We start from the raw sequence: 21,117 nt of genomic DNA on the forward strand, positions 1-21,117 counted from the left end.
AAACATCACGATCAGGCAGCACAGATGAGAGGGTATATACGTGCTAGAAGCCTACAGAAAACACGTCGCAGAGCGTGCTGAAGAAGGTGTCCCACCAAAGCCGCTGAATGCTGAACAAGTCACCGGCCTCATAGAGCTGCTCAAAAGCCCTCCTGCCGGTGAAGAAGCGTTCCTGCTGGAACTGCTGGAAAACCGTATCCCTCCCGGTGTCGATGAAGCTGCTTATGTGAAAGCAGGATTTTTGTCCGCCATCATCAAGGGGGAAGCCCAGTCACCGCTGATCACTCACCAGAAAGCCGTTGAACTGCTGGGTATGATGCTGGGCGGCTATAACATTGAAACACTGGTTGGCCTGCTCGACAGTGCCGAGCTGGGTGAACTGGCTGCCGAACAGCTGAAGAAAACCCTGCTGGTATTCGACGCCTTTCACGACGTTGAGGAAAAGGCAAAAGAGGGTAACAGCAATGCCGTTGCCGTCCTGAAGTCGTGGGCGGAAGCCGAGTGGTTTACCCGGCGTGAGGTGGTGCCTGAAAGCATTAAAGTGGCCGTCTTCAAAGTGTCTGGCGAAACCAATACCGATGACCTGTCACCTGCTCCGGATGCCTGGTCTCGTCCGGACATTCCCCTGCACGCACGCGCCATGTACAAAATGACGCGGGACGGTCTGGAGCCGGAAGAACACGGCGTCACCGGTCCGCTTGAGCAGGTTGAAGCGGTTAAAGCCAAAGGGTTGCCTGTTGCCTTTGTGGGTGATGTTGTAGGCACCGGTTCTTCCCGTAAGTCAGCCACTAACTCTGTATTGTGGTTCTTTGGTGACGATATTCCGGGCGTACCCAACAAGCGTGCTGGCGGCATCTGCATTGGTGGCAAGGTAGCTCCAATCTTCTTCAACACCATGGAAGACGCTGGCGCACTGGTGTTTGAAGCACCGGTTGAAAAACTCAATATGGGCGATGTGATCGAAATTCGTCCTTATGATGGCAAAATCCTGTCTGAATCCGGTGAGGTTCTGTCCGAGTTCGCCCTCAAATCCGACGTCATTCTGGACGAAGTTCAGGCCGGTGGCCGTATCAACCTGATTATTGGTCGGGGGCTCACCGAAAAAGCCAGAGAAGCTCTGGATCTCGGTCATTCCGAAGTGTTCCGTCGCCCAGTTTCACCTGAAGATTCCGGCAAAGGTTTCACTCTGGCTCAGAAAATGGTCGGCAAAGCCTGTGGTGTCACCGGTATTCGTCCCGGCACTTACTGCGAACCCAAGATGACTACCGTTGGCTCGCAGGACACCACCGGCCCCATGACCCGTGACGAGCTCAAAGACCTCGCCTGTCTTGGATTTTCTTCCGATCTGGTCATGCAATCCTTCTGTCATACGGCAGCCTACCCCAAACCTGTTGATGTCGAAACACACCACACGCTGCCTGACTTCATTATGAATCGTGGCGGTGTGGCACTGCGTCCGGGTGATGGCATCATTCACAGCTGGCTGAACCGGATGTTACTGCCTGACACGGTAGGAACCGGTGGTGACTCCCACACCCGTTTCCCACTGGGCATTTCTTTCCCGGCCGGTTCCGGTCTGGTGGCTTTTGCTGCGGCTACCGGCGTTATGCCTCTGGACATGCCAGAATCCATACTGGTGCGTTTCAAAGGAGAAATGCAGCCCGGTGTCACACTCCGGGATCTGGTTCATGCCATTCCTTTGTATGGCATTAAGCAAGGCCTGCTGACGGTTGAAAAGAAAGGTAAAAAGAATGCCTTCTCCGGTCGTATTCTGGAAATCGAAGGACTGGAAGATCTGACGGTTGAACAGGCATTTGAATTGTCCGATGCCTCGGCAGAGCGCTCTGCAGCGGGCTGTACCATCACTCTGTCAGAAGCTTCGATTACTGAATATCTGAAGTCCAACGTCACCATGTTGCGCTGGATGATCAGTGAAGGCTACGGTGACCCACGTACTCTGGAACGACGCGCCCGCAAGATGGAAGAATGGCTGGCAAATCCATCCATGATGCGTGCTGACAAAGATGCCGAATACGCGGAAATCATCGAAATTGATCTGGCGGACATTAAAGAACCTATCTTGTGTGCCCCGAATGATCCGGACGATGCCCGCACGCTCTCGGATGTGGCCGGTGATAAGGTGGATGAAGTGTTCCTGGGTTCCTGCATGACCAACATTGGTCACTTCCGCGCTGCCGGTCGCCTGCTGGAGCAGAACACCGATCCGTTGAAGACCCGCTTCTGGATGTCTCCGCCCACCAAGATGGACAAGGCACAACTGGAACAGGAAGGTTTCTACGATATCTACAAAGCCAGCAATGTCCGGACAGAGATACCCGGTTGTTCACTGTGCATGGGTAACCAGGCACGGGTAGAACCCGGAGCCACGGTACTGTCCACCTCAACCCGTAACTTCCCTAACCGGTTGGGTGATGGTGCAAACGTCTACCTGTGCTCGGCGGAGCTGGCATCCGTGGGGGCAATCCTTGGCAAGATTCCAACCGCTGAAGAGTACATGGCATTTGCCCGAAACCTGGACGCCATGTCTGCTGAAGTTTACCGGTATCTGAACTTTGATCAGGTCGAGTCTTATCAGAAGGCGGCAGACGATATTATCGCCAGGGCCAGCTGACTTAATAAATAGTAAGCCCAACCCGGCATTTAATGATTAACGCCCCATAAAACCCCTGCTCTGACAGGGGTTTTTCTTACCGATCAGGAGCAGGCTATGAAATCGCCACAACTGACACAGGCATTCGCAGACTGGGTACTGGAAGAAATTCCTCTGCTAAGGGCGATGGAACTGACGCTGGACGAATTCAAAGACAACCGGCTGACCCTGAGCTGCCCACTGGCACCGAATATCAACGACAAAGGCACTGCATTTGGCGGCAGCATTGCCACCATTGCCACCCTGTGTGGCTGGGCGTTCACCATGCTGCATGCCAAAACCCTTTGTGACGAGCCTGATGCGGTGATTGCCGAACAAAGCATGCAATACCTCAAGCCCGGCCACTCTGCGCTAAAGGCCGTTTGCAGCTCAACCGTTCCGGACACCTTCTACAGCCGTTTACAAGAGCAACGCAGTGCACGTCTGGAATTGGAGGTTGAGGTATTCAGCGACAGTCAATTGATAGCCACTTTTTCCGGTCTTTATGTTGCCCGCCCGCAACGGTGACAAATACCCAACAGTTTATACTTTGGGTATTACAAGGACTTCATTATAAAAATGTTATGACCCCCCTGTCAGGCAGCCGAGCGCGTCCAAAATTTCAGAGGCTCAAACAAGGGCTGGCGAATCTATTCAAAGGATGGTTTAAAAACAAGCCTGTTCGTGTGTTGCCCAGTCATGTTGGTCGTTCGCTCAGTGATGCACCTGACTTGAGTAACCCGCAGGATCTGAGAGAACGCGCTACCAGCAAGAAGAGACCGCTTTTCGGCTTGTCTTCCCGTTCACACGCGCGGAATCACGATCAGGCATATCACCACCATTTAACCAACGCCCGGCAATTGATCTCTGATATAGCCAGAGAGGCGTTCAAAGCAAAAGTAAAGGCCTATAAAGACGGCAATGTCGGGCTGATGAAGCTGATGAACCAGCTAAAGAGCCATGCAGATCAACAGGACTGGGAATCCGTAGAGAACCTCATTGAAGCTCATCAGGAGCGTTCGGCGATTAAACCTTTTTCGATCTATCGACGACAATGCAAAGCGCTGGCTGAAGCAAAACGGCTTACCCCAGCACCTGCTGAGGAAACCGCTGTCCCTGACATTCGATTAAAAGAGCGCAACATTTCCCATACTCCGGTCGCCATGCCTTCAGCAACACTCTCTTTGCTGAGCTTCAAAAACGGTCAGCTCAACCTGTTCGGCGGTGACATTACAAAAATCAATCATAAGGTTCATCCCAATATTAATACCATTGTCTGCCCGCATCGTTCAGACAAACGACAGACAACACCTATTCTCGACACTCTGGCAGGCGTGGAACCCGGACTCAGACAACGCAGCCTTCTCGATCAGCTGGATAGACTGGAAGCCGGTCAGTCACTGTTCACCGATGCCGGAGATACATCCAAATTGGGATTCAGACAAATTGTACATACTTTACTGCCCGAACCCTGGGACAGCCAGCCGGAAGCCCGACTGTTCAGCGCTTATATCAACGCCATTAAAACCGCTCACGAGCAAGGTTCCAGAAGTATTGCCATTCCGATACTTAGTCGCTATCTGAACCTGTCGGTACAAGATGAAGCCAGAATTGCCCACCTCGCTATTACCTACTATCTGAGCGATCCTGATACCAAACCATCGCCACCCTCCATCTATCTGGCCTTTCCGGAAAACGAGGTAGGAGACGCGCTTCGGGAAGAACATTACCAGCTCAATATGAAAGATCCTGTCCCTGACAAACAGCCCGCTTCCCCGTCACCATTGATGGTTCAAGCCCAGCTGGAGCATGCACTCAAGGACATTTTGCCTGAAAAAGATAATATGCCCATTGCAGGCAGAATGCGATGGCTGACAGAAGAAGTCGATCGTATCATTGAACTGATCAGAGACAATCAGGATCCCGGGGCTGCGAGCGATGAACTGATCCAATATCTTGATTCGGCAGCACTCTATTTAAATGTCAATGCACACCACATGAATCCGGAAGACCAACTGTTGGCTCGTAAATTTCTTGGTGACCTGAATATAAAGCTTGCGCCTTATTACAACGCTGGATAGCTGCCCCAATTGAGAATGATGTCAGAGTGATTTCAGCTTGTTCTTCAATTCATTGATATAACCGGACTCTACCGGCTCTTTACTGGCATAACGACACTGAATGTATTCTTTTACAAATGCCCACACAGCTTCAGACAGTTCAGGATGTTCCGCTTCAATACGCTTTGCCAGACTCCATTCGCCTTCACCCGCTTTTATCTGAACGCCTGAACGTTGTAGCCTGCCCAGAAACTGACTGTATAACCGAGTCAGTTCGTCTTTGCTATCCCGGTGGTATAACAGCATTAGACTGCTAACTAACAGCACCATAAAAATAACCGACACCAGCAAGCCGGTTTGCTGCCATTGAGGATATCCACCCCCAAGTAGCCCTTTCAGTAAAGCCTGCTGCTGTTCACGTTGATAATCAATGACTGTTCGCTGCCAGCGATACTCGAGGTTTTCATAAAACAGCCTGAACTGATTCAACAAGGTGACATTACGAAAATGAAAAAGCGACAATGGCTGTTCATCAAGAAAACCGCCACCCAGACCCAATGCTGACTGCAAACCCCCTGAAATACGCTCTGGAGCAATCGCATTGGTCGGGTCATAACGCACCCAGCCTTTTCCGGACACCCAGATTTCAGCCCAGGCGTGGGCGTCAAACTGTCTTACCTGAATCATATTCTGCTCCGGCTTGAGTTCCCCCCCCTGATAACCGGATACCACTCTGGCAGGCACTCCGGCTGCCCGCATCATAAAAACAAAAGCGCCCGCATAATGGGCACAAAACCCCTGTCTGGCAGAAAACAGAAAGCGATCAATACTTTCACCCGCCATCAGTGGTGGCGACAGGGTGTAAGCAAAGTTCTGCTCCTTAAAGTACTGCAGTATACGTTCAGCCAGTTGTTGTGGCTGACCTTTGACCGACAACATCCACCGCCTTGCCATTCTTCGGGTTTGGGGATTACCTCTGGGTAACTGCAGATTATGCCTTCGCAACCAGTCAGGCAAAACCGTCGAAAGCCCTGACTCTTTGCCTGAAAACGTGCTGCTAGAAAACGTGCTGCTGGAAAAGGAATACACCTGACGTTCATACAGCTTGCTGCCAGCCTCAAGTCGTAACGTTCGCATCAGCAGATAGTTTTTCAGGTTCCGGGTAGCAGGCCCCAGAGTCACCAGCCAGGGATTACCGGTTGCTTCAAGCAATACCTCGTAACGATAGCCATCCGGCTGCGATGACCACCATTCCACCGGCTGTCGCTGATCCTGCTGCCATTCGGTGACAGCAACGCCTTTGCTGACCAGATCGGCCGTTGACGACTGATACCAGCTTTTTCCATCAAACTGATCCAGCACCACCATGCGCCAGTAGCGTTCCTGCGCCATCGGCAGACTACCTTCAAACACCGCGCGGAATGCCAGTTCGTCAGACTGACTAAGTCGGGCGATATCCCCGGGAGCCATACGATCACTGACGCCTGTAGTGGCACTGTAATCCGGCTGAGGTACCGACCATAAAGGATCAAGCCGGGGAACCAGAACAAACAACACCACAGTCAACGGTGCTGCCTGAAGTACCAAAACCAGACCGTACTTTAAACTGTTTTTTACCGGTAAAAGTTCATTACGACGATACAGTCCCTGCTGGGCAGCAATCAGTATCACCAGACACAGAACCAGATAACCCGCCTGCAACAGACTCTGGGAAAACAGTGCACTGGTGGTCACCACAAAGAAACCGATGTAGACCACCACCAGAGCGTCACGCCGTTGTCGCATTTCTAACAGTTTGAGCGAGTAAGCACCGCCCAGCACCGACACCATCGACTCCAGTGTCCACAAGGGTTGAAAGCTGACGGCCACCGTTCCCAGTGACAGGGCAATCAGCGCTGAACGCAACCAGAGGGGCGGCCAGAACAAGCGCCCGTACCATAACGCCAGCCGCCAGATAAAACAAAACAGAGCAATGACAAACAGAGGGATGGGCAATACGTCCCGCAACGGCAACAAAACCATGACCTGAGCCACCAGCAGCCAGACCACTGACGTACGACTGATACTCTGTTCCAGTCTGTGCCCGTCAGACATTCTGAGTATCCAAATCGGTTTGAAACAATGAAAGAGACTGCAGGCAGTCATACAGATGTCGCTGTCCCGTAGCCGGGCTGATCCAGACACCAGGCAGTTCAAGCCCATAAGGCTGCTTCTGTCGTTCACATCGCAGACACCAGCCCGTAAGAACGGATAATTTAGCTTCCACCCCATAGCCTGGAGCGTCGTTTAATGACAAAACACAATCCTGGCCTGCAGGCTGATCAAAGGTTTTCGTGTTCAGCTCATGGCGACGGGCATAGCCTTTCCAGTCCACATGCCCGCTGGAATCTCCAGCCTGATAGCGACGCACACCGGCAAACTCTTCCAGTCCGGACATCATGGTTCCAGCCCGACTGCCATCGGGGTTCCGGCTCGAAGGAAGTGGGTGACCATCATCAATCAACGGAAAAACCAACACACCCGTGTCCAGAGGCTGCCAGCTCCAGGTTTTGCATAATCCCAGAGGATAAAGGCTCTCAATCCGCAGTAGTCCCGGCGCCAGCCAGCCCCGCTGATGCCCTGTAACATGCAGGTCGATCTGGGTAGCTCCCCGAGTATCAACGATTAAATATTCATGTTCGGGCCAGCCCAGTTTAATAGCAACCCGTTCGCGATCATGCCCCTCAATCTCAACGGTGACTCTGACTGCCTGTCCAACATGAGCCGCCTCACCACCAAGGCTACGAATGGTCAGTCCGGCCAGGTTCCTCCAGGTGTGGAATATGGCGAGCATAAACAGACTGACCATAAAAAATGCCATAGCCAATGCAAGACTGTTGACGTAATTCACTGCCATCAGAAACAGTAGTAAAGCGACCAGTAGCCAGATCATTCCGGGCAGGCTGGGCAGAATGTATATACGTCTCTGATCTAATGTGACCTGCCTGACAGGTGTCCTTTTTCCCAGAATGAATTGCGAAATCCGTTGCCGGGCTTTATGCATTCGCTGTTTAAATGGCCTCATGCTGAAACACCTCAGCCTGCCACATCAACACTGGCCAACAACGCCTGCGCTGACATTCCGGCTTCACGCCCCATCAGGCGATGTTCAGCCACTGAAGAAAAGACTGCCTGCAGGTCTTCGGGAATCGCGTAATCTCTGTCGTGTAACAGCGCCCAGGCTTTACTCGCTTGTAACAGCGCCAGACTGGCCCGCGGAGACAAGCCGGTCACAAATTCACTGGAAAGTCGTGTGGCAGTGACAACACGTAACAGGTATTTCAGAAAATGGTCACTGGCATGAACGGCTTCCGTCTGCAGCTGAGCATTTTTCAGCCCATCGGAGGACAATACCGGCTGACATTGCTGCAGCTGGCTGCGTCCGGCTTCACCTTTCAACAAGGATAATTCTGACGCCTGATCCGGATACCCCAGCTGAATGCGCATCAGAAAACGATCCAGCTGCGACTCAGGAAGGGCAAAGGTTCCCTCCTGAACGGAAGGGTTCCGGGTCGCAATCACAAAGAAAGGCGATGGCAACGTCAGGGACCTTCCCTCAACCGTCACCTGTCGTTCTTCCATCGCTTCCAGCAGGGCACTCTGGGTTCTGGGCGAAGCCCGGTTGATCTCGTCAGCCAGTACCAGCTGGGAAAACACCGGACCTTCATGAAAGCGGAAGGACTCGGTCTGTTTCTCAAAAACAGAGACACCAATGATATCCGCTGGCAACAGGTCACTGGTAAACTGTATGCGCTGATAGTCCAGCCCCATCACGGTCGCCAGACCATGAGCCAGTGTAGTTTTGCCCATGCCGGGCAGGTCTTCCACCAGCAGATGTCCTCCCGAAAGAAGACAGCAGACAGCCAGTCGCACTTCGTGCTCTTTACCCTTAATCAGATCATTAAGACCATGAATGCACTGGTGCAACTCATTCATTCAAGTGAACCTGTTATTGTTATTGGTGGTTATGAGAGAGACCTGCCGATTATTATCGGCAGGTGAGGCTGGTTTCAAGCAACTCAGGAGCCTGTCCGAGATTCGTATCATGAAAGCACAAAAGCCTTTCTTCAAATTTTTGGCATTAAAGCTGGCTCAGTCCCCTTTCAAGATCACGCTTGAGGTCCTCAATATTCTCCAGACCAACCGCAATGCGTACCAGATTTTCGGTAATACCTGAGCGAGCCTTGTCTTCATCAGACAAACGACAGTGTGTCGTGGTTGCCGGATGAGTGATGGTCGTCCGGGTGTCTCCCAGATTCGCGGTACGGGACATGATCTGAACATTGTCCAGAACCGTCCAGGCCTGTTGGCGCCCGCCCCTGACTTCAAAGGCCAGTACACCTCCAAAGCCTTTTTGCTGCCGTCTGGCCAGCTCGTGGCCGAGATGTGAAGGTAGCCCCGAATAATGCACCACCTCTACCGCCGGATGCTCATTCAGCCACTGTGCCAGAGCCAGAGTATTACGACAATGGGCTTCCATACGCAGGCTGAGTGTTTCCAGCCCCTTATAAAAGTTCCAGGCATTGAAAGGGCTGAGGCAGGCACCGGCGGCCCGTTGCCATAAATGCATCTCTTCGATCAACTCTGCCTTGCCCACCGCAACGCCACCCATACAACGCCCCTGACCGTCAATGTATTTGGTGGCAGAATGCACAACAATGTCAGCACCCAGTTTCAAGGGTTGTTGGAGCGCAGGCGTGCAGAAGCAGTTATCAACCATCAAATAAGCGTCGTTTTCATGGGCAATGCTTGCCATGAGTTCGAGGTCAACCACTTCGCCCCGCGGATTGGAAGGCGTTTCAAGAAACAGTAACTTTGTTTCCGGGCGCATGGCGTTGCGCCACTGTTGGTAGTCGGTAAAGTCAACAAACGTGGTTTTGACGCCAAACTTGTCCAGGTATTTGGCAAAAATCGTGAAGGTCGTCCCGAACACACTGCGGGAACAGATAACGTGATCGCGAGCCTGCAACAAGCCCATACACATTCCCAGTATGGCTGCCATGCCCGACGACGAGGCACAGGCCATTTCCCCACCTTCCAGTGCCGCCATACGGTCTTCAAACATTTTGATGGACGGATTGGTATAACGGGAGTAAACATTGCCCTCTTCGTCACCGGCAAACACAGCCTGCGCCTGGGCAGCACTGTCATAGGCAAAGCTGGAGGTAAGATAAATCGCCTCGCTGTGCTCCCTTTCACCGCTGCGAATCGATCCTGCACGAATAGCCTGTGTTTCAAAGGCCCAGTCCGATGTTATTTTGTCGTTATCTTTCATGGAATTTCCCGAGATCAGAGCTGACAGCCCGTGTCTGAACACCTGTAAAAATAAAACAGATCTAATACCAACCCGTTCGCAATAGCGAAGGAAGTTTAAAATAACGAAATTAATCCGGCATTAACAGTACCAATTAGGTAGATTCCGATAATTCACCGAAAAGCTGTGACTGGTTGTAATATGTTAAACTGTTCTGTTTTTTTGAATGTATATCTTGCGCTTCTATAGCTTTATAGCAGTGCCAGTTCATTGAAACGCATCAGGAACCGGAGTCATGCGCCCTCACCTGTTATTAATCGATGCCCTGAATCTTATTCGCCGGATCCATGCGGCTGTAAAAGCGCCCGACGACAGCAGCCAGGTGGACGGAGCTATTTCTTCAACGGTTTCATCTCTGTCAAGAGCGCTGCATGACAGTCAGCCCAGTCACGCTCTGGTGGTTTTTGATGGCAGCCCGCCCACCTGGCGACATGAGTTGTACCCGGACTACAAGAGCCAACGCAAACCCATGCCAGACGTGTTGTATAACCGTCTGGGTGATTTTAATCACGCCTTTTTGCAGATGGGTATCAAGACCTTTCGGCGTTCCGGTCTGGAAGCCGATGATGTAATTGCTTCCATAGCCTGTAAAGCCATGGAGGCAGGGGTTGCCGTGACTATTCTCTCGACAGACCGCAGCTTTCAACAGCTATTAACGGTTCCCGGCATAAGATTGCGAGATCATTTCCAGAAGCTGGATCATACTACTGAAACGGTCTGCCAACAGATGGGCTTAAAGCCTGAGCAACTGGTCGATTACTGGGCCATGGCCGGCAACGGTGATATCCCAGGCGTCCATGGTGTCGGCAATAAAGGGGCAGCCAAACTGATGCAGGAGTCTGGCAGTCTGGAACACGTTTTTCAGCAACAGGAACCAAAAGGAGCTGCAGCCAAGGTCTGCGATCAAAAAGATCAGGCTCTGCTGTCACAACGTCTGGCAGCGCTGGCGACCACTCTGGAGCTGGGTGTACGCCTGAAAGACCTGCGCTATGTCAGGGAGTGACATCCTGTTTGTCCTCAGCCGGTAAATCCTTTCGCCACCAGGTACTGAAAGGCGTGGAATAAACCGGTGATGTTTTCGGCCAGGCAAAGACATCCCTGTGGGCAACCCGCATCGAATCGGAATACCACTTGGGAATACCGTAATGTTGCCAAAGCAACATTCGATCAAGGCTCCGGGTCAGCGATTTCAGTTCGTCACTGCTTTTCGCCTGAGGAATTTTGTCCAGTAACACGTCAATGGCCGGTTGTTTGATACCGGCAAAGTTGTGACTGCCTTCGGCATCTGCACGCTCTGAATGAAAATAGTCAAACAGCTCGGAATCCGGTGCCAGCGACTGGGGGAGTATGCGTTCGACCATATCATACTCGTGCGCCCTGAGCTGGCGAATGTACTGTGCAGCATCGGCTCTGACCAGAGTCATTTCAATTCCAATGGTTGCCAGATTCTTTTTCAATGCCGTCAGGTAAGTTTCCGAGCTGGCCCCTTTTTCCAAAAACGAAAAACGCATAGGTTTACCGGTTTCCCTGTGTATCAGGGTGTTACCTTTCAGCGTCCAGCCTGCGTCTTTTAACAGTTCAAGCGCCCGCTTCTGCTGTTTTCGGACAGAACCGTCGCCTGAGGTAAAAGAGGGTTTGAAGGGTTGTGTTAATAATTCAGGCGGTTGTTGTTCTTTCGCGAGCTTCAGCCACTTCATTTCTTCCTTGTCCGGCACACCGGTTGATGACATGGGTGAATTGGGAAAATAACTGGCAGAACGCTTGTAGGCACTGTAGAAAATGGACTTATTGACCCACTCATAATCAAACATCAGGCTGATGGCTTCCCGAACCCTCCGGTCATCGAACGGTGCCCGGCGGGTATTAAAAAACATAAATGAGCTGCCATAAGCCATCTGATGGGGAATCAGCCTTTTTCTGATCTTCCCTTCCCGAACCGCGGCAAAGTCATAGCTGGTATTCCAGTGTTTGGCGATGACTTCAAGGTGCAGATCATGCCCACCCGCCTTGAACGACTCGAAAGCCATGTTGTAATCACGGTGGAAGTGAAGCGTGATTTTGTCGAAGTTGTAACGCCCTTTGTTGACGGGCAGATCTTTGCCCCAGTAATCCTTGACCCGACTGAAGGTTACCGAAACTCCGGGTTTTACCCGGGTAATTTTATAAGGACCACTGTGCAGCATGGGTTCCAGTGTTGTCTTGCTGATGTCGTGTTTGCTCCAGTAGTGGCTGGGCAGCACAGGAAGTTCAGCCACCCGCAGCAGTTGTGACCGGGTGCCGGTCTGTTTGAAGTTAAAACGAACCTTATGCTCATCCAGTTTTTCTACGTTTTTCACCGGTTCCAGTTGCATTCTGTAGCGGGGGTGGCCTTTTTCGCCGAGTTCCCGAAAAGAAAACACAACATCGTCTGCAGTAATCGGCTTGCCGTCGTGGAAGCGGGCTTCCGGACGAAGTTCGAAGACGATCCAGCTATTATCGTCGGCGTATTCTACCGATTTGGCGATAAGGCCATAGGCTGTCTGTATTTCATCACCGGAAGGGCTGTACTGCCCGGTTCCTACCATCAGCGGCTCATTGAATTCGGAAAAGCCATAACGCATGTAGTTGTAGGAAGGCGCAAGGGCAGGCGTGACACCTTTGGCTGAATAGGGGTTCAGAGAATCAAAGGTACCGTGAACAAACAGGCTGACGTCACCGCCTTTTGGGGCGTCGGGGTTTACATAGTCAAAATGTTTAAAATCAGGTGGATATTTCAGCTCGTCAAATCTGGATAAACCATGGGAACAGTGGGCAACAGGAGGCAGTGGTTTGGCACCAGCAATGGCTGCATAGCCAACAATGAAGAGTATCAGAACCGAAGACAGCGCCAGCCTGAAGCAAGTAAGTAACGGCATATTGACTCGTATTATTTTTTTAACGAAGAGTCACTATAGCAGCTCTTTAACGCCCCAAAACTGAAAAGAGCCAACCTCCCGAAAGAAGTTGGCTCTTTTCTTATGAAACAGTTCAGTGTTGCGGTGTTAAGCGACTGCGGGCTCCAGATCAGCCTGAAGCTGCCGCGATTCGTAACGCGTCCACAGTAGTTTTGCCATACCAAGATAAAAGGTCAGACCACCAAAATTCACCAGCAACGTAAACACTGGATGAGCCTGATCTCCCAGATCCTTTCCATTGAGCCAGTCAGCCATCAACTCTGGTGCAGGAATACTGGTCACTACGGCTGCCAGCAGAAAAACAGCCAGCATGGCCGCGGCAATAAACAACGCCAGCTTGTCGGACTGAACCATTTTGAACTCTCTGGGCATGGCTTTATTGCCGATTCTCAGGCCCATATAGCCAAGAATCAGGAAAATGGTTGGCACCAGCAGGTTAAGCGCTGACATGGAGATGATGGTCTTCATCAGGGTTTCCACCGAGTCAATACCCAGTGTCGGTACCATAAACAGTACACTGACCACCGCTGCCTGAACCCAGAGCGCATTGGCAGGGATATCATTATCATCACGTTCAGTCAGTTTCTCTGGCAATATACCTTCCGGCAGTTCCGAGAACATCACCTGAATGGAAGAGTTCACCCACACTGCCAGACCACCCAGAGTAGCGATCGCCAGGGTAATGCCGACAATATTGACGATCCAGTGGCCAATACCCAGCTGCTCACCTAACAAAAGGAACAGGGTAAAGATGCCATTGGTCAGATCCAGATTATGCTGTTCAACGATGAGCGAAACCGCATAGCCACCCAAACAGTAAAGTGCACCAATCATCAATGCCGCAACAGTGATGGCTTTAACAAAGGTTCTGCTGCCACCTTCAGTGTCGCCAATATAAACACCTATGCCTTCACCACCCGCGAAAGCAAACAGCAACCAGCCAATCATCACCAGCGTGTTCCAGTCGGAAAAACTGGGCAGGGTGTCTGTAACGGTGATGCTCTGTGCAGGTGCATTACCCATGACAAACACGGAAACGAGAGCAGCGATGATAAATAGCAGAGACAGTCCCATGGAAGCGACTCCCGCCACCTGAGCCAGTTTGGACAGGAATCCAACACCTTTGGTCACTGCAAAGGTCACCAGCCAGAAAACGGCAATGCAGGTTATAGCCAGCGCAAGTGCAGAATCCTGTCCAAAGAAGTTACTGCCCATTATCCCCCAGCTGAAATACACCACGAGAGTGCTGGTGAGGACAGTAAAATAAAACATGTTGGCAAAGAAATAGGTCCAGGAACCATAAAACGCCCACTTGGCACCCATCGTGGATTCAATCCAGCTGTATATACCGGCTTTTTTACCGGCATTGGCGCTGGCCATTTCACCCATCATCAGCACCATCGGCAGAAAGTAAACGACTGTACCCATCAACCACAGCGAGATACTTGCCGGACCCAGCTCTGCATACTGGTTAATGACATTGCGGAATCCGAACACACAGGTAAGCGTCATCATGACAAGGGTGCTGAATCCAATGACTTTCCGGCTCTCTGACATAGTAATCCTGTATTCTCATGCACGGCCGAAAGAGTATCTGCCGTTATATCACGGCAGTGATTATGCAGATTAATAGAATAATTATTCATAAGAAGTAATCCTTAATCTACTGTGTAGTAATTACCTCTGGCTACCAATCCCCCGTTTGGATGTAGGTCATTATACGAACATTCAGATAGTCTTACGCTCGTAAACCGGAATGCTGACTTTTAATAAACCAAAAAAAACCTGCACGACGGCAGGTTTTTTGGTTAAGCAGTAGTGTGCGTTATTCAGACCACTTCTTCTTCATTATGAATATCCATAATTGAATCGCTCTGCTCACAAGCACGGGTCTTCTCGTTTCGGTTGGCAGCCAGTCGGGACAGGTACTCATGATTAATGCCACCTGCGACATACTCACCATCAAACACCGAACAGTCAAAGTCATCAATATGCGGGTGCAACGATGAGACCGTCTTCTTCAGATCCTTAAGGTCCTGATAAATAAGACGATCGGCACCGATCTCCTGCTCTACTTCCTTTTCTGTGCGATCATAAGCAATCAGTTCTTCGGACGTAGGCATATCAATGCCATAAACATTGGGGAAGCGAATCGCCGGAGCGGCAGAGCAGAAATAAACCTTACGAGCGCCACTCTCCCGGGCCATTTCAATAATCTGCTGGCAGGTGGTGCCCCTGACAATGGAGTCATCAACCAGCAGGACATTCTTGCCTTTGAATTCCTGACCAATCGCGTTGAGTTTCTGCCGGACACTTTTCTTTCGGACTTCCTGACCGGGCATAATAAAGGTACGGCCGATGTACCGGTTTTTCACAAAACCTTCACGGTAAGGCAACCCTAACCGGGTAGCGATTTCTAATGCTGAATTACGGCTGGTATCAGGGATGGGCATAACTACGTCAATGTCGTGATCCGACCACTCGCGCAGAATTTTGTTTGCCAGAGTTTGTCCCATGCGAAGATGAGCCTGGTAAACAGAAATGCCATCAATGATTGAGTCGGGGCGAGCCAGATAGACATATTCGAACATACAAGGACGATTCACCCCTTCAACACACTGGAAAGTATGAAGATGGTTATTTTCATCAACATAAACACACTCACCGGGCAGAACATCGCGCACCCGTTCAAAACCCAGTGCAGTGATGGCCACCGACTCTGAAGCAAACATATACTCAGCGCCGTTTTCAGTCTCCCGTTTGCCAAACACTAGCGGCCGAATGCCATACGGGTCACGAAATGCCAGCATGCCATGCCCATTAATCATGCTGACAACGGCATAACCACCTTCGCAGCGCTGATACACCTGCTTAACCGCTGTGGATATGTCTTCAGGCCTTAATTCGAGCTTGGCCACTTTAGAAAGTTCGTGAGCCAACACATTCAGAAGCACTTCAGAATCAGAGCGGGTATTGATATGTCTAAGATCGGTTTTGAACAATTCTTCCTTAATGGCCTCTGCATTGGTCAGATTACCATTGTGTGCCAGTGCAATGCCGTAGGGCGAATTGACATAGAAAGGTTGGGCTTCTGCAGAGCTGGAAGTCCCGGCGGTGGGGTAGCGCACATGGGCAATACCCACATGACCACTCAGTTTTGTCATATGCCGGGTACGAAATACGTCTCGCACCAGCCCATTATCTTTTCTCAGGAAAAAATGACCATCACCCAGAGTCACCATGCCTGCTGCATCCTGCCCCCTGTGCTGAAGCACGGTCAGTGCGTCGAACAACAGCTGGTTAACATTCACCGTTGCCGAGATACCGACAATTCCACACATTTAAAATATCCTCAGGCTTGATCAATGGTGCTGAGCAAAACGAAGGTTGAATGCCCCATGGGGCTTAGAACTCGTCAAGGCTCATAAGTTCCGAACTGCTTGGAACATGACCAGGATGACCGGATAAGCTCTGGAAGAATTTGCCTGTTCCCTGAAGCTTATTCGGTTATCACTGGAAAGAGCCCGTAAAGTACCACGACTGAGGAGATTAGGACAGTCACAAAGACGGCAAGCGATGATAAGTCGCCTGCGCCCGGTTTCAAGGTTGGAGGGTATTAAAAGGAAGTAGCAGGAGTGGTTTGCATCACCGGAGAAACGATCTGCATAACCGTCTGCTTTGACCAGTCAGCAAGCATCATAAAATGAGGAAGAAGTGCTGAATTCTTCCAGGCAAGATCATCTTCCAGTGGTGCAAAGCTCATCAGACCGACCAGAAGTATAACCATCAGGCAGCCCCTTAAAGCCCCAAACACCATGCCCAGAAGCCGGTCTGTTCCCGTTAATCCGGTAGCCTGAACCAAGGTGGCAAATATTTTATTGACCAGACCACCCACCAGTAACGTTGCGATAAACAGCAAGACACTTGCTGTGATCAAGCGTAAAGAGGGGGTTTCGATAAAATCATTCAGATAAAGCGAGAGACTGCCACCAAAAGACCAGGCAATAAACAGGGCTGCAATCCATGTTAACAGCGAGAGAACTTCTTTAAAGAAGCCACGTTTGAGACTGATCAGTGCAGAGACAATGACAATGGCAGTGATGATCCAGTCAATCCAAGTGAAAGTCAAAAGTCAGGTTCCCCAAGGCTGATGATGAGAAGTCTATTACTGTGAAAAGGGTTAACACCGGTAACAAACTCTCTCTTTCTAAAGAGTTCAAAAATCTACTGGCTCACCAGAAGACTCATCAGCAGGTATTCTATACAACTCACTATAGGTGTGACCAGTCACGCTCGAATCAACTCTCGACTCCCTGTGAGGTTAGCCAGAAATAATGGCAGAGTAAAGGCCAGCAACATTCCTCCCGGATACTCATAGAACCGGTTGCCATCAAACAGCAGTGTGACCATCATCCCGATGACAACATAATCCCAGGCATTTGCTTTCTGCTTTCTTAGAAAAATGTCACAGGGACGCTTGAAAACACACAGCAGAAAAAGTGCTAACCCAATAAGGCCTCCAAAAAATAATGTACTGATGTAAATGGAATGCCAATGAGCGATTTTCATTCCACGCCACACAATATTGCTTGGGTCTGCTGCAATGCCATGTCCAAACCACAATGTCTGCCATGATGCAGTAATCACTCTATACGCTTCTTGATAGATCTCGAAGCGACCTGCGTCGGCTCGAACAAGCAACTCCTGTAAATAAAGGCTAAGTCCGAGTTTTTCCCCGAAAAAAAGATAAAATAACCAGCAAACAACAGCCCCAAAGGTAATACAAAGCAGAATTAATTGATGCGAGAATCGATGCCATACACTGCTGAAGAGAAGCAAGCCACAGCCAGTAAACAGACCTAACAATGAACCTCGGGATTTAAAACACAAAATGGCAACAATAAGAGCAAGAAAGAGTGCTCCTGCAAACCACTTATATAGACGATTCTGGTCAATCATTAATGAACAGGCAATAATACCCGCTGCAGCCAAAAACCAGGTAACCACATTATAATAACCAAACACTCCAAATGGAGTACCTGAATAGTGTTGCTGTATAGATCCCCATTTCATGATTATCATCACGACAAGTATGACTGCAGCCACTACGAAGCACCATTGCAACACAACTAATTTATTTGTCTGATATCGAATCACACTGAACACAAGATACAGCAGAGCAACAGTCGCCAGCAATTTTGCAGCCATGTTATGCAATTTATGAGAGTCAGACCAGTAGAGACTTATGGTCAACCAGAGAGTCAGCAAAAGGAATAGCTGTACAAACCTGACACTCAAAAATTTTTGCGCATCTTTCCAGCGAATACATAGCAATACAGGTATACAAATCCATATTCTGTAAAAATTAACAACCGTCTTTCCATTATCTAGTAAAACAGATATGGCCAGAAGAAAGAGTACAAAAAACCAGCAAAAGGTTACTGTTATCTTCTCTTTTAGAGAATGAATAAAATGGAAGAAAGCATTCAAAACCGCACTCCAGAATTCAGCCATATTTAATATGCATTTGGACCAGTGAAACCCCTAAAAACAGTTAAGAAAATAATTTTCAAATCCAGTAAAACAGACCATGAATTAATATACTTTAGATCCATCTCGACACGTTTCTGCATTTTCTCAAGAGTATCTGTCTCGCCACGATAGCCATTGATCTGTGCTAACCCCGTAATACCTGGCTTGACCTTATGGCGTTTCATGTAGGAATCGACCAACTCTTTATAGTGTTCATTATGTGGAATAGCATGAGGCCGTGGGCCAACAACAGACATACTACCCTCAAGAACATTAAAAAACTGAGGCAGTTCGTCAAGACTGGTTTTTCTTAAAAAGCTACCCACCGGAGTTAAACGTCGATCGACCTTTACAGCCTGTGTAACTACTCCCTGATCTTCACTATGGACATGCATAGTTCGGAATTTATAGACATTAATATTTTTGCCGTTAACACCTAAGCGTTTTTGTTTAAAAAATATGGGGCCATTTGACGTCAGTTTAACAATCAAGGCAACAGGTACCATGATAGGAAATAGCAAAATAATAGCTATCATGGACACAAGAACATCTTCAATGCGTTTAACAGCTGAAGTCCATTCGTTCAAAGGCGAGCAACTCAGATCAAGAGAGTAAAAGCCAGCAATAGGTGTTATACGATGATTAAGTAATTCTATATCCCTTAAACCTGGCATGTAACGTATGTCCATTGTATAAAAGCGAAGAGTAAATAAAAGCTCCTCAATAACACTGCTGTCTTTTAACGGTAGACATATCCAACACTCATCAAAATCGTGATCGGCGTCAACTTGCTTCTTAACTAGTCCTGTAAGCGCGGATAAATCACTATATTCAAGGCAAGCATCCAGCCTGTACCCCCATTCATTATGCTCACCTATTTCACTCACAATCGAATGAAAGTTACGCCCTCTTCCAATGACTAAAACACGTTTTGAATTTCTGCCTCTGATACGAATTGAACGCAAGAAGGCTGTTATCAGAATTCTAAATAAAACACTGAATAAAATAGAAGAGATAATCCACGAGCCCAACCACAGGCGTGAATATTGTTCTGTTGATTTTGTCATAACTAAAAAAGCGACCAGCAGAATGAAGGATATAACCCAACTACAAACAACTATTGTAAGAAAATAAGATAAGGATCGCCCCCTCCAGGACTGGTAAACTCCAAGCAAAATGGAAACTGAAACCACCAAAAAAGCATGGATAACACTGAGCGATTGATAGTCAAGACTGGTTACCACATGACCAAACCTCAACCACAGAACCGTGTTGCCGGTCAAATAGGTTATTATGACATCTAATAAAACAAATAGAATTGCAGGAATATTAGAACGACTTAACGAGAATTCGTAAGACATATTATTATATCTGTTCTCAGCATAATTTATGTGTGTGATAACTCAGTTGAGAAATTATCAGAATAGTGTTTATCCCAACATTGAAAAGCAAATTGTAAAAATTCTTGCCGAAATCGCTCAGAAGAAAACTTCAGTGCATGCTCTCTTATTTCTTTGGGAGAGAGCAAAACCGTTCTATCAAAATCCAAGACTGCTTTTTCTATTGATTTTGCACTCTGTTCGTAAAAGAATATTCCTGTCTTTTTATGAATAACAGTCTCTAATAAGCCACCTTCTCCATAGGCTATAACGGGGGTACCACAAGCCATAGCTTCGACTGGAGCTATACCAAAGTCTTCCTCCGCCGCAAAAACAAAAGCGGAAGCTTTTTTTATTAAGTCTTTAAGTACTGCAAATGGCTGATGCCCTATCAAGGTTATATTACTCGATTGGAGAGACTGTAACTTTTTATAATCAGGCCCATCACCTATTACAATAAGCTGTTTATCCGGCATTCTCGAAAATGCTTCAACAATCAAGTCAACTTTTTTATAAGGTACAATTCTGGAACATGTCACAAAGTAATCTTTTTTAATTTCACTCAATTCAAAATCATCAACTGATACATTAGGGTATATTGTGTATGAACTTCTAAAATAAGATTTTTCTATCCTATTGGATATATAATCTGAGCATGCAATAAAATAATCGACATTTTTAGAGTTCGCTCTATCCCACATCCTGAATCTACTTAGATAATGACGCAAAATAAATATTTTTATACTACTAAAACCAGTACCCGATAAGTATTGCTTTTGCAAATCCCAAGCATATCGAGCAGGTGTATAACAATAGCATATGTGTAACTGGTGAGGAGCTGTAGAAACACTTTTTGCAACGCAATGACTGCTTGAAATTACAATATCGTACTTCTGCAAATCAAATTGCTTTATAGCGATTGGAAAGAATGGCAGGTAGCTGCGATAATTAGATTTTGCCAGAGGGAATGACTGTATAAATGTTGTTTTAACCTTTTTATTTCTTATAAAGTCCCTCTTATCATCATCAATAAAGTCGATTAATGAAAACAGGTCTGCTTCAGGGAAAATATTTAAAATTTGCTCAAGAACTCTCTCAGCTCCTCCATAAGTCACTAACCAGTCATGAACAATTGCCACTTTCAATTTTGGGACATTACAGGTGCCCTCTTCTTTCTTCAAAAGCTTTCTGTAAAACAAGCTGCACCTCC

The 21,117-nt window shown here is 48.6% G+C and carries 15 protein-coding genes; 4 read left to right on the top strand and 11 right to left on the bottom strand.

Features of this window, described 5'->3' with window-relative positions:
- The first annotated feature begins 40 nt into the window (after positions 1–40).
- The 3 genes from acnB to EZMO1_RS13975 all read left to right on the top strand — a co-directional run bounded on the left by acnB (position 41) and on the right by EZMO1_RS13975 (position 4,731).
- Positions 41–2,632, top strand: coding sequence for a bifunctional aconitate hydratase 2/2-methylisocitrate dehydratase (gene acnB, locus EZMO1_RS13965; protein WP_034872788.1), 2,592 nt, complete (start codon positions 41–43; stop codon positions 2,630–2,632).
- 96 nt (positions 2,633–2,728) lie between these two features.
- On the top strand, positions 2,729–3,178 hold the full coding sequence (locus tag EZMO1_RS13970) for a YiiD C-terminal domain-containing protein (RefSeq protein WP_051789269.1): 450 nt from the start codon (positions 2,729–2,731) through the stop codon (positions 3,176–3,178).
- A 56-nt stretch (positions 3,179–3,234) separates the two neighbouring features.
- Positions 3,235–4,731, top strand: coding sequence for a macro domain-containing protein (locus EZMO1_RS13975; RefSeq protein WP_034872787.1), 1,497 nt, complete (start codon positions 3,235–3,237; stop codon positions 4,729–4,731).
- Between the two features lie 21 nt (positions 4,732–4,752).
- Here EZMO1_RS13975 and EZMO1_RS13980 read toward each other — a convergent pair whose 3' ends face one another.
- From EZMO1_RS13980 to EZMO1_RS13995, 4 genes are all read right to left on the bottom strand, one after another.
- On the bottom strand, positions 4,753–6,804 hold the full coding sequence (locus tag EZMO1_RS13980) for a transglutaminase TgpA family protein (RefSeq protein WP_034872786.1): 2,052 nt from the start codon (positions 6,802–6,804) through the stop codon (positions 4,753–4,755).
- Complete coding sequence (locus EZMO1_RS13985) at positions 6,797–7,774, bottom strand: DUF58 domain-containing protein (protein WP_082211568.1); 978 nt, start codon at positions 7,772–7,774, stop codon at positions 6,797–6,799. The genes EZMO1_RS13980 and EZMO1_RS13985 overlap by 8 nt, the downstream gene beginning before the upstream one ends.
- An 11-nt stretch (positions 7,775–7,785) precedes the next feature.
- On the bottom strand, positions 7,786–8,685 hold the full coding sequence (locus EZMO1_RS13990) for an AAA family ATPase (protein ID WP_034872782.1): 900 nt from the start codon (positions 8,683–8,685) through the stop codon (positions 7,786–7,788).
- A 145-nt stretch (positions 8,686–8,830) separates the two neighbouring features.
- Positions 8,831–10,024: an O-succinylhomoserine sulfhydrylase gene (locus tag EZMO1_RS13995; RefSeq protein ID WP_051789268.1), complete on the bottom strand. Its 1,194-nt coding sequence runs from the start codon at positions 10,022–10,024 to the stop codon at positions 8,831–8,833.
- A 274-nt stretch (positions 10,025–10,298) separates the two neighbouring features.
- Here EZMO1_RS13995 and EZMO1_RS14000 point away from each other — a divergent pair, with 274 nt between their 5' ends.
- Positions 10,299–11,066 carry a 5'-3' exonuclease H3TH domain-containing protein gene (locus EZMO1_RS14000; protein WP_034872780.1) on the top strand — a complete coding sequence of 256 codons (768 nt, stop codon included), beginning with the start codon at positions 10,299–10,301 and terminating at the stop codon, positions 11,064–11,066.
- On the opposite strand, the gene EZMO1_RS14005 is transcribed toward EZMO1_RS14000, so the two are convergent.
- From EZMO1_RS14005 to EZMO1_RS14040, 7 genes are all read right to left on the bottom strand, one after another.
- Complete coding sequence (locus tag EZMO1_RS14005; RefSeq protein WP_082211567.1) at positions 11,056–12,957, bottom strand: extracellular solute-binding protein; 1,902 nt, start codon at positions 12,955–12,957, stop codon at positions 11,056–11,058. The genes EZMO1_RS14000 and EZMO1_RS14005 overlap by 11 nt on opposite strands.
- Before the next feature lie 126 nt (positions 12,958–13,083).
- Positions 13,084–14,511, bottom strand: coding sequence for an amino acid permease (locus EZMO1_RS14010; protein ID WP_222842116.1), 1,428 nt, complete (start codon positions 14,509–14,511; stop codon positions 13,084–13,086).
- 314 nt (positions 14,512–14,825) lie between these two features.
- Complete coding sequence (gene purF, locus EZMO1_RS14015; protein WP_034872777.1) at positions 14,826–16,337, bottom strand: amidophosphoribosyltransferase; 1,512 nt, start codon at positions 16,335–16,337, stop codon at positions 14,826–14,828.
- Positions 16,338–16,612: 275 nt separating this feature from the next.
- A complete protein-coding gene (locus EZMO1_RS14020) occupies positions 16,613–17,125 on the bottom strand; it encodes a CvpA family protein (RefSeq protein WP_034872775.1) in 513 nt (170 codons plus the stop codon).
- 158 nt (positions 17,126–17,283) lie between these two features.
- The gene (locus EZMO1_RS26870) at positions 17,284–18,510 is read right to left on the bottom strand and encodes an O-antigen ligase family protein (RefSeq protein WP_034872773.1); all 1,227 of its coding nucleotides are present in this window, start codon (positions 18,508–18,510) and stop codon (positions 17,284–17,286) included.
- 2 nt (positions 18,511–18,512) lie between these two features.
- A complete protein-coding gene (locus tag EZMO1_RS14030; RefSeq protein ID WP_082211566.1) occupies positions 18,513–19,889 on the bottom strand; it encodes an undecaprenyl-phosphate glucose phosphotransferase in 1,377 nt (458 codons plus the stop codon).
- A 26-nt stretch (positions 19,890–19,915) separates the two neighbouring features.
- A complete protein-coding gene (locus EZMO1_RS14040; protein ID WP_236631930.1) occupies positions 19,916–21,106 on the bottom strand; it encodes a glycosyltransferase in 1,191 nt (396 codons plus the stop codon).
- Between the last annotated feature and the right edge of the window lie 11 nt (positions 21,107–21,117).

The organism is Endozoicomonas montiporae CL-33, assembly GCF_001583435.1.
Taxonomy (GTDB): Bacteria; Pseudomonadota; Gammaproteobacteria; order Pseudomonadales; family Endozoicomonadaceae; genus Endozoicomonas_A; species Endozoicomonas_A montiporae.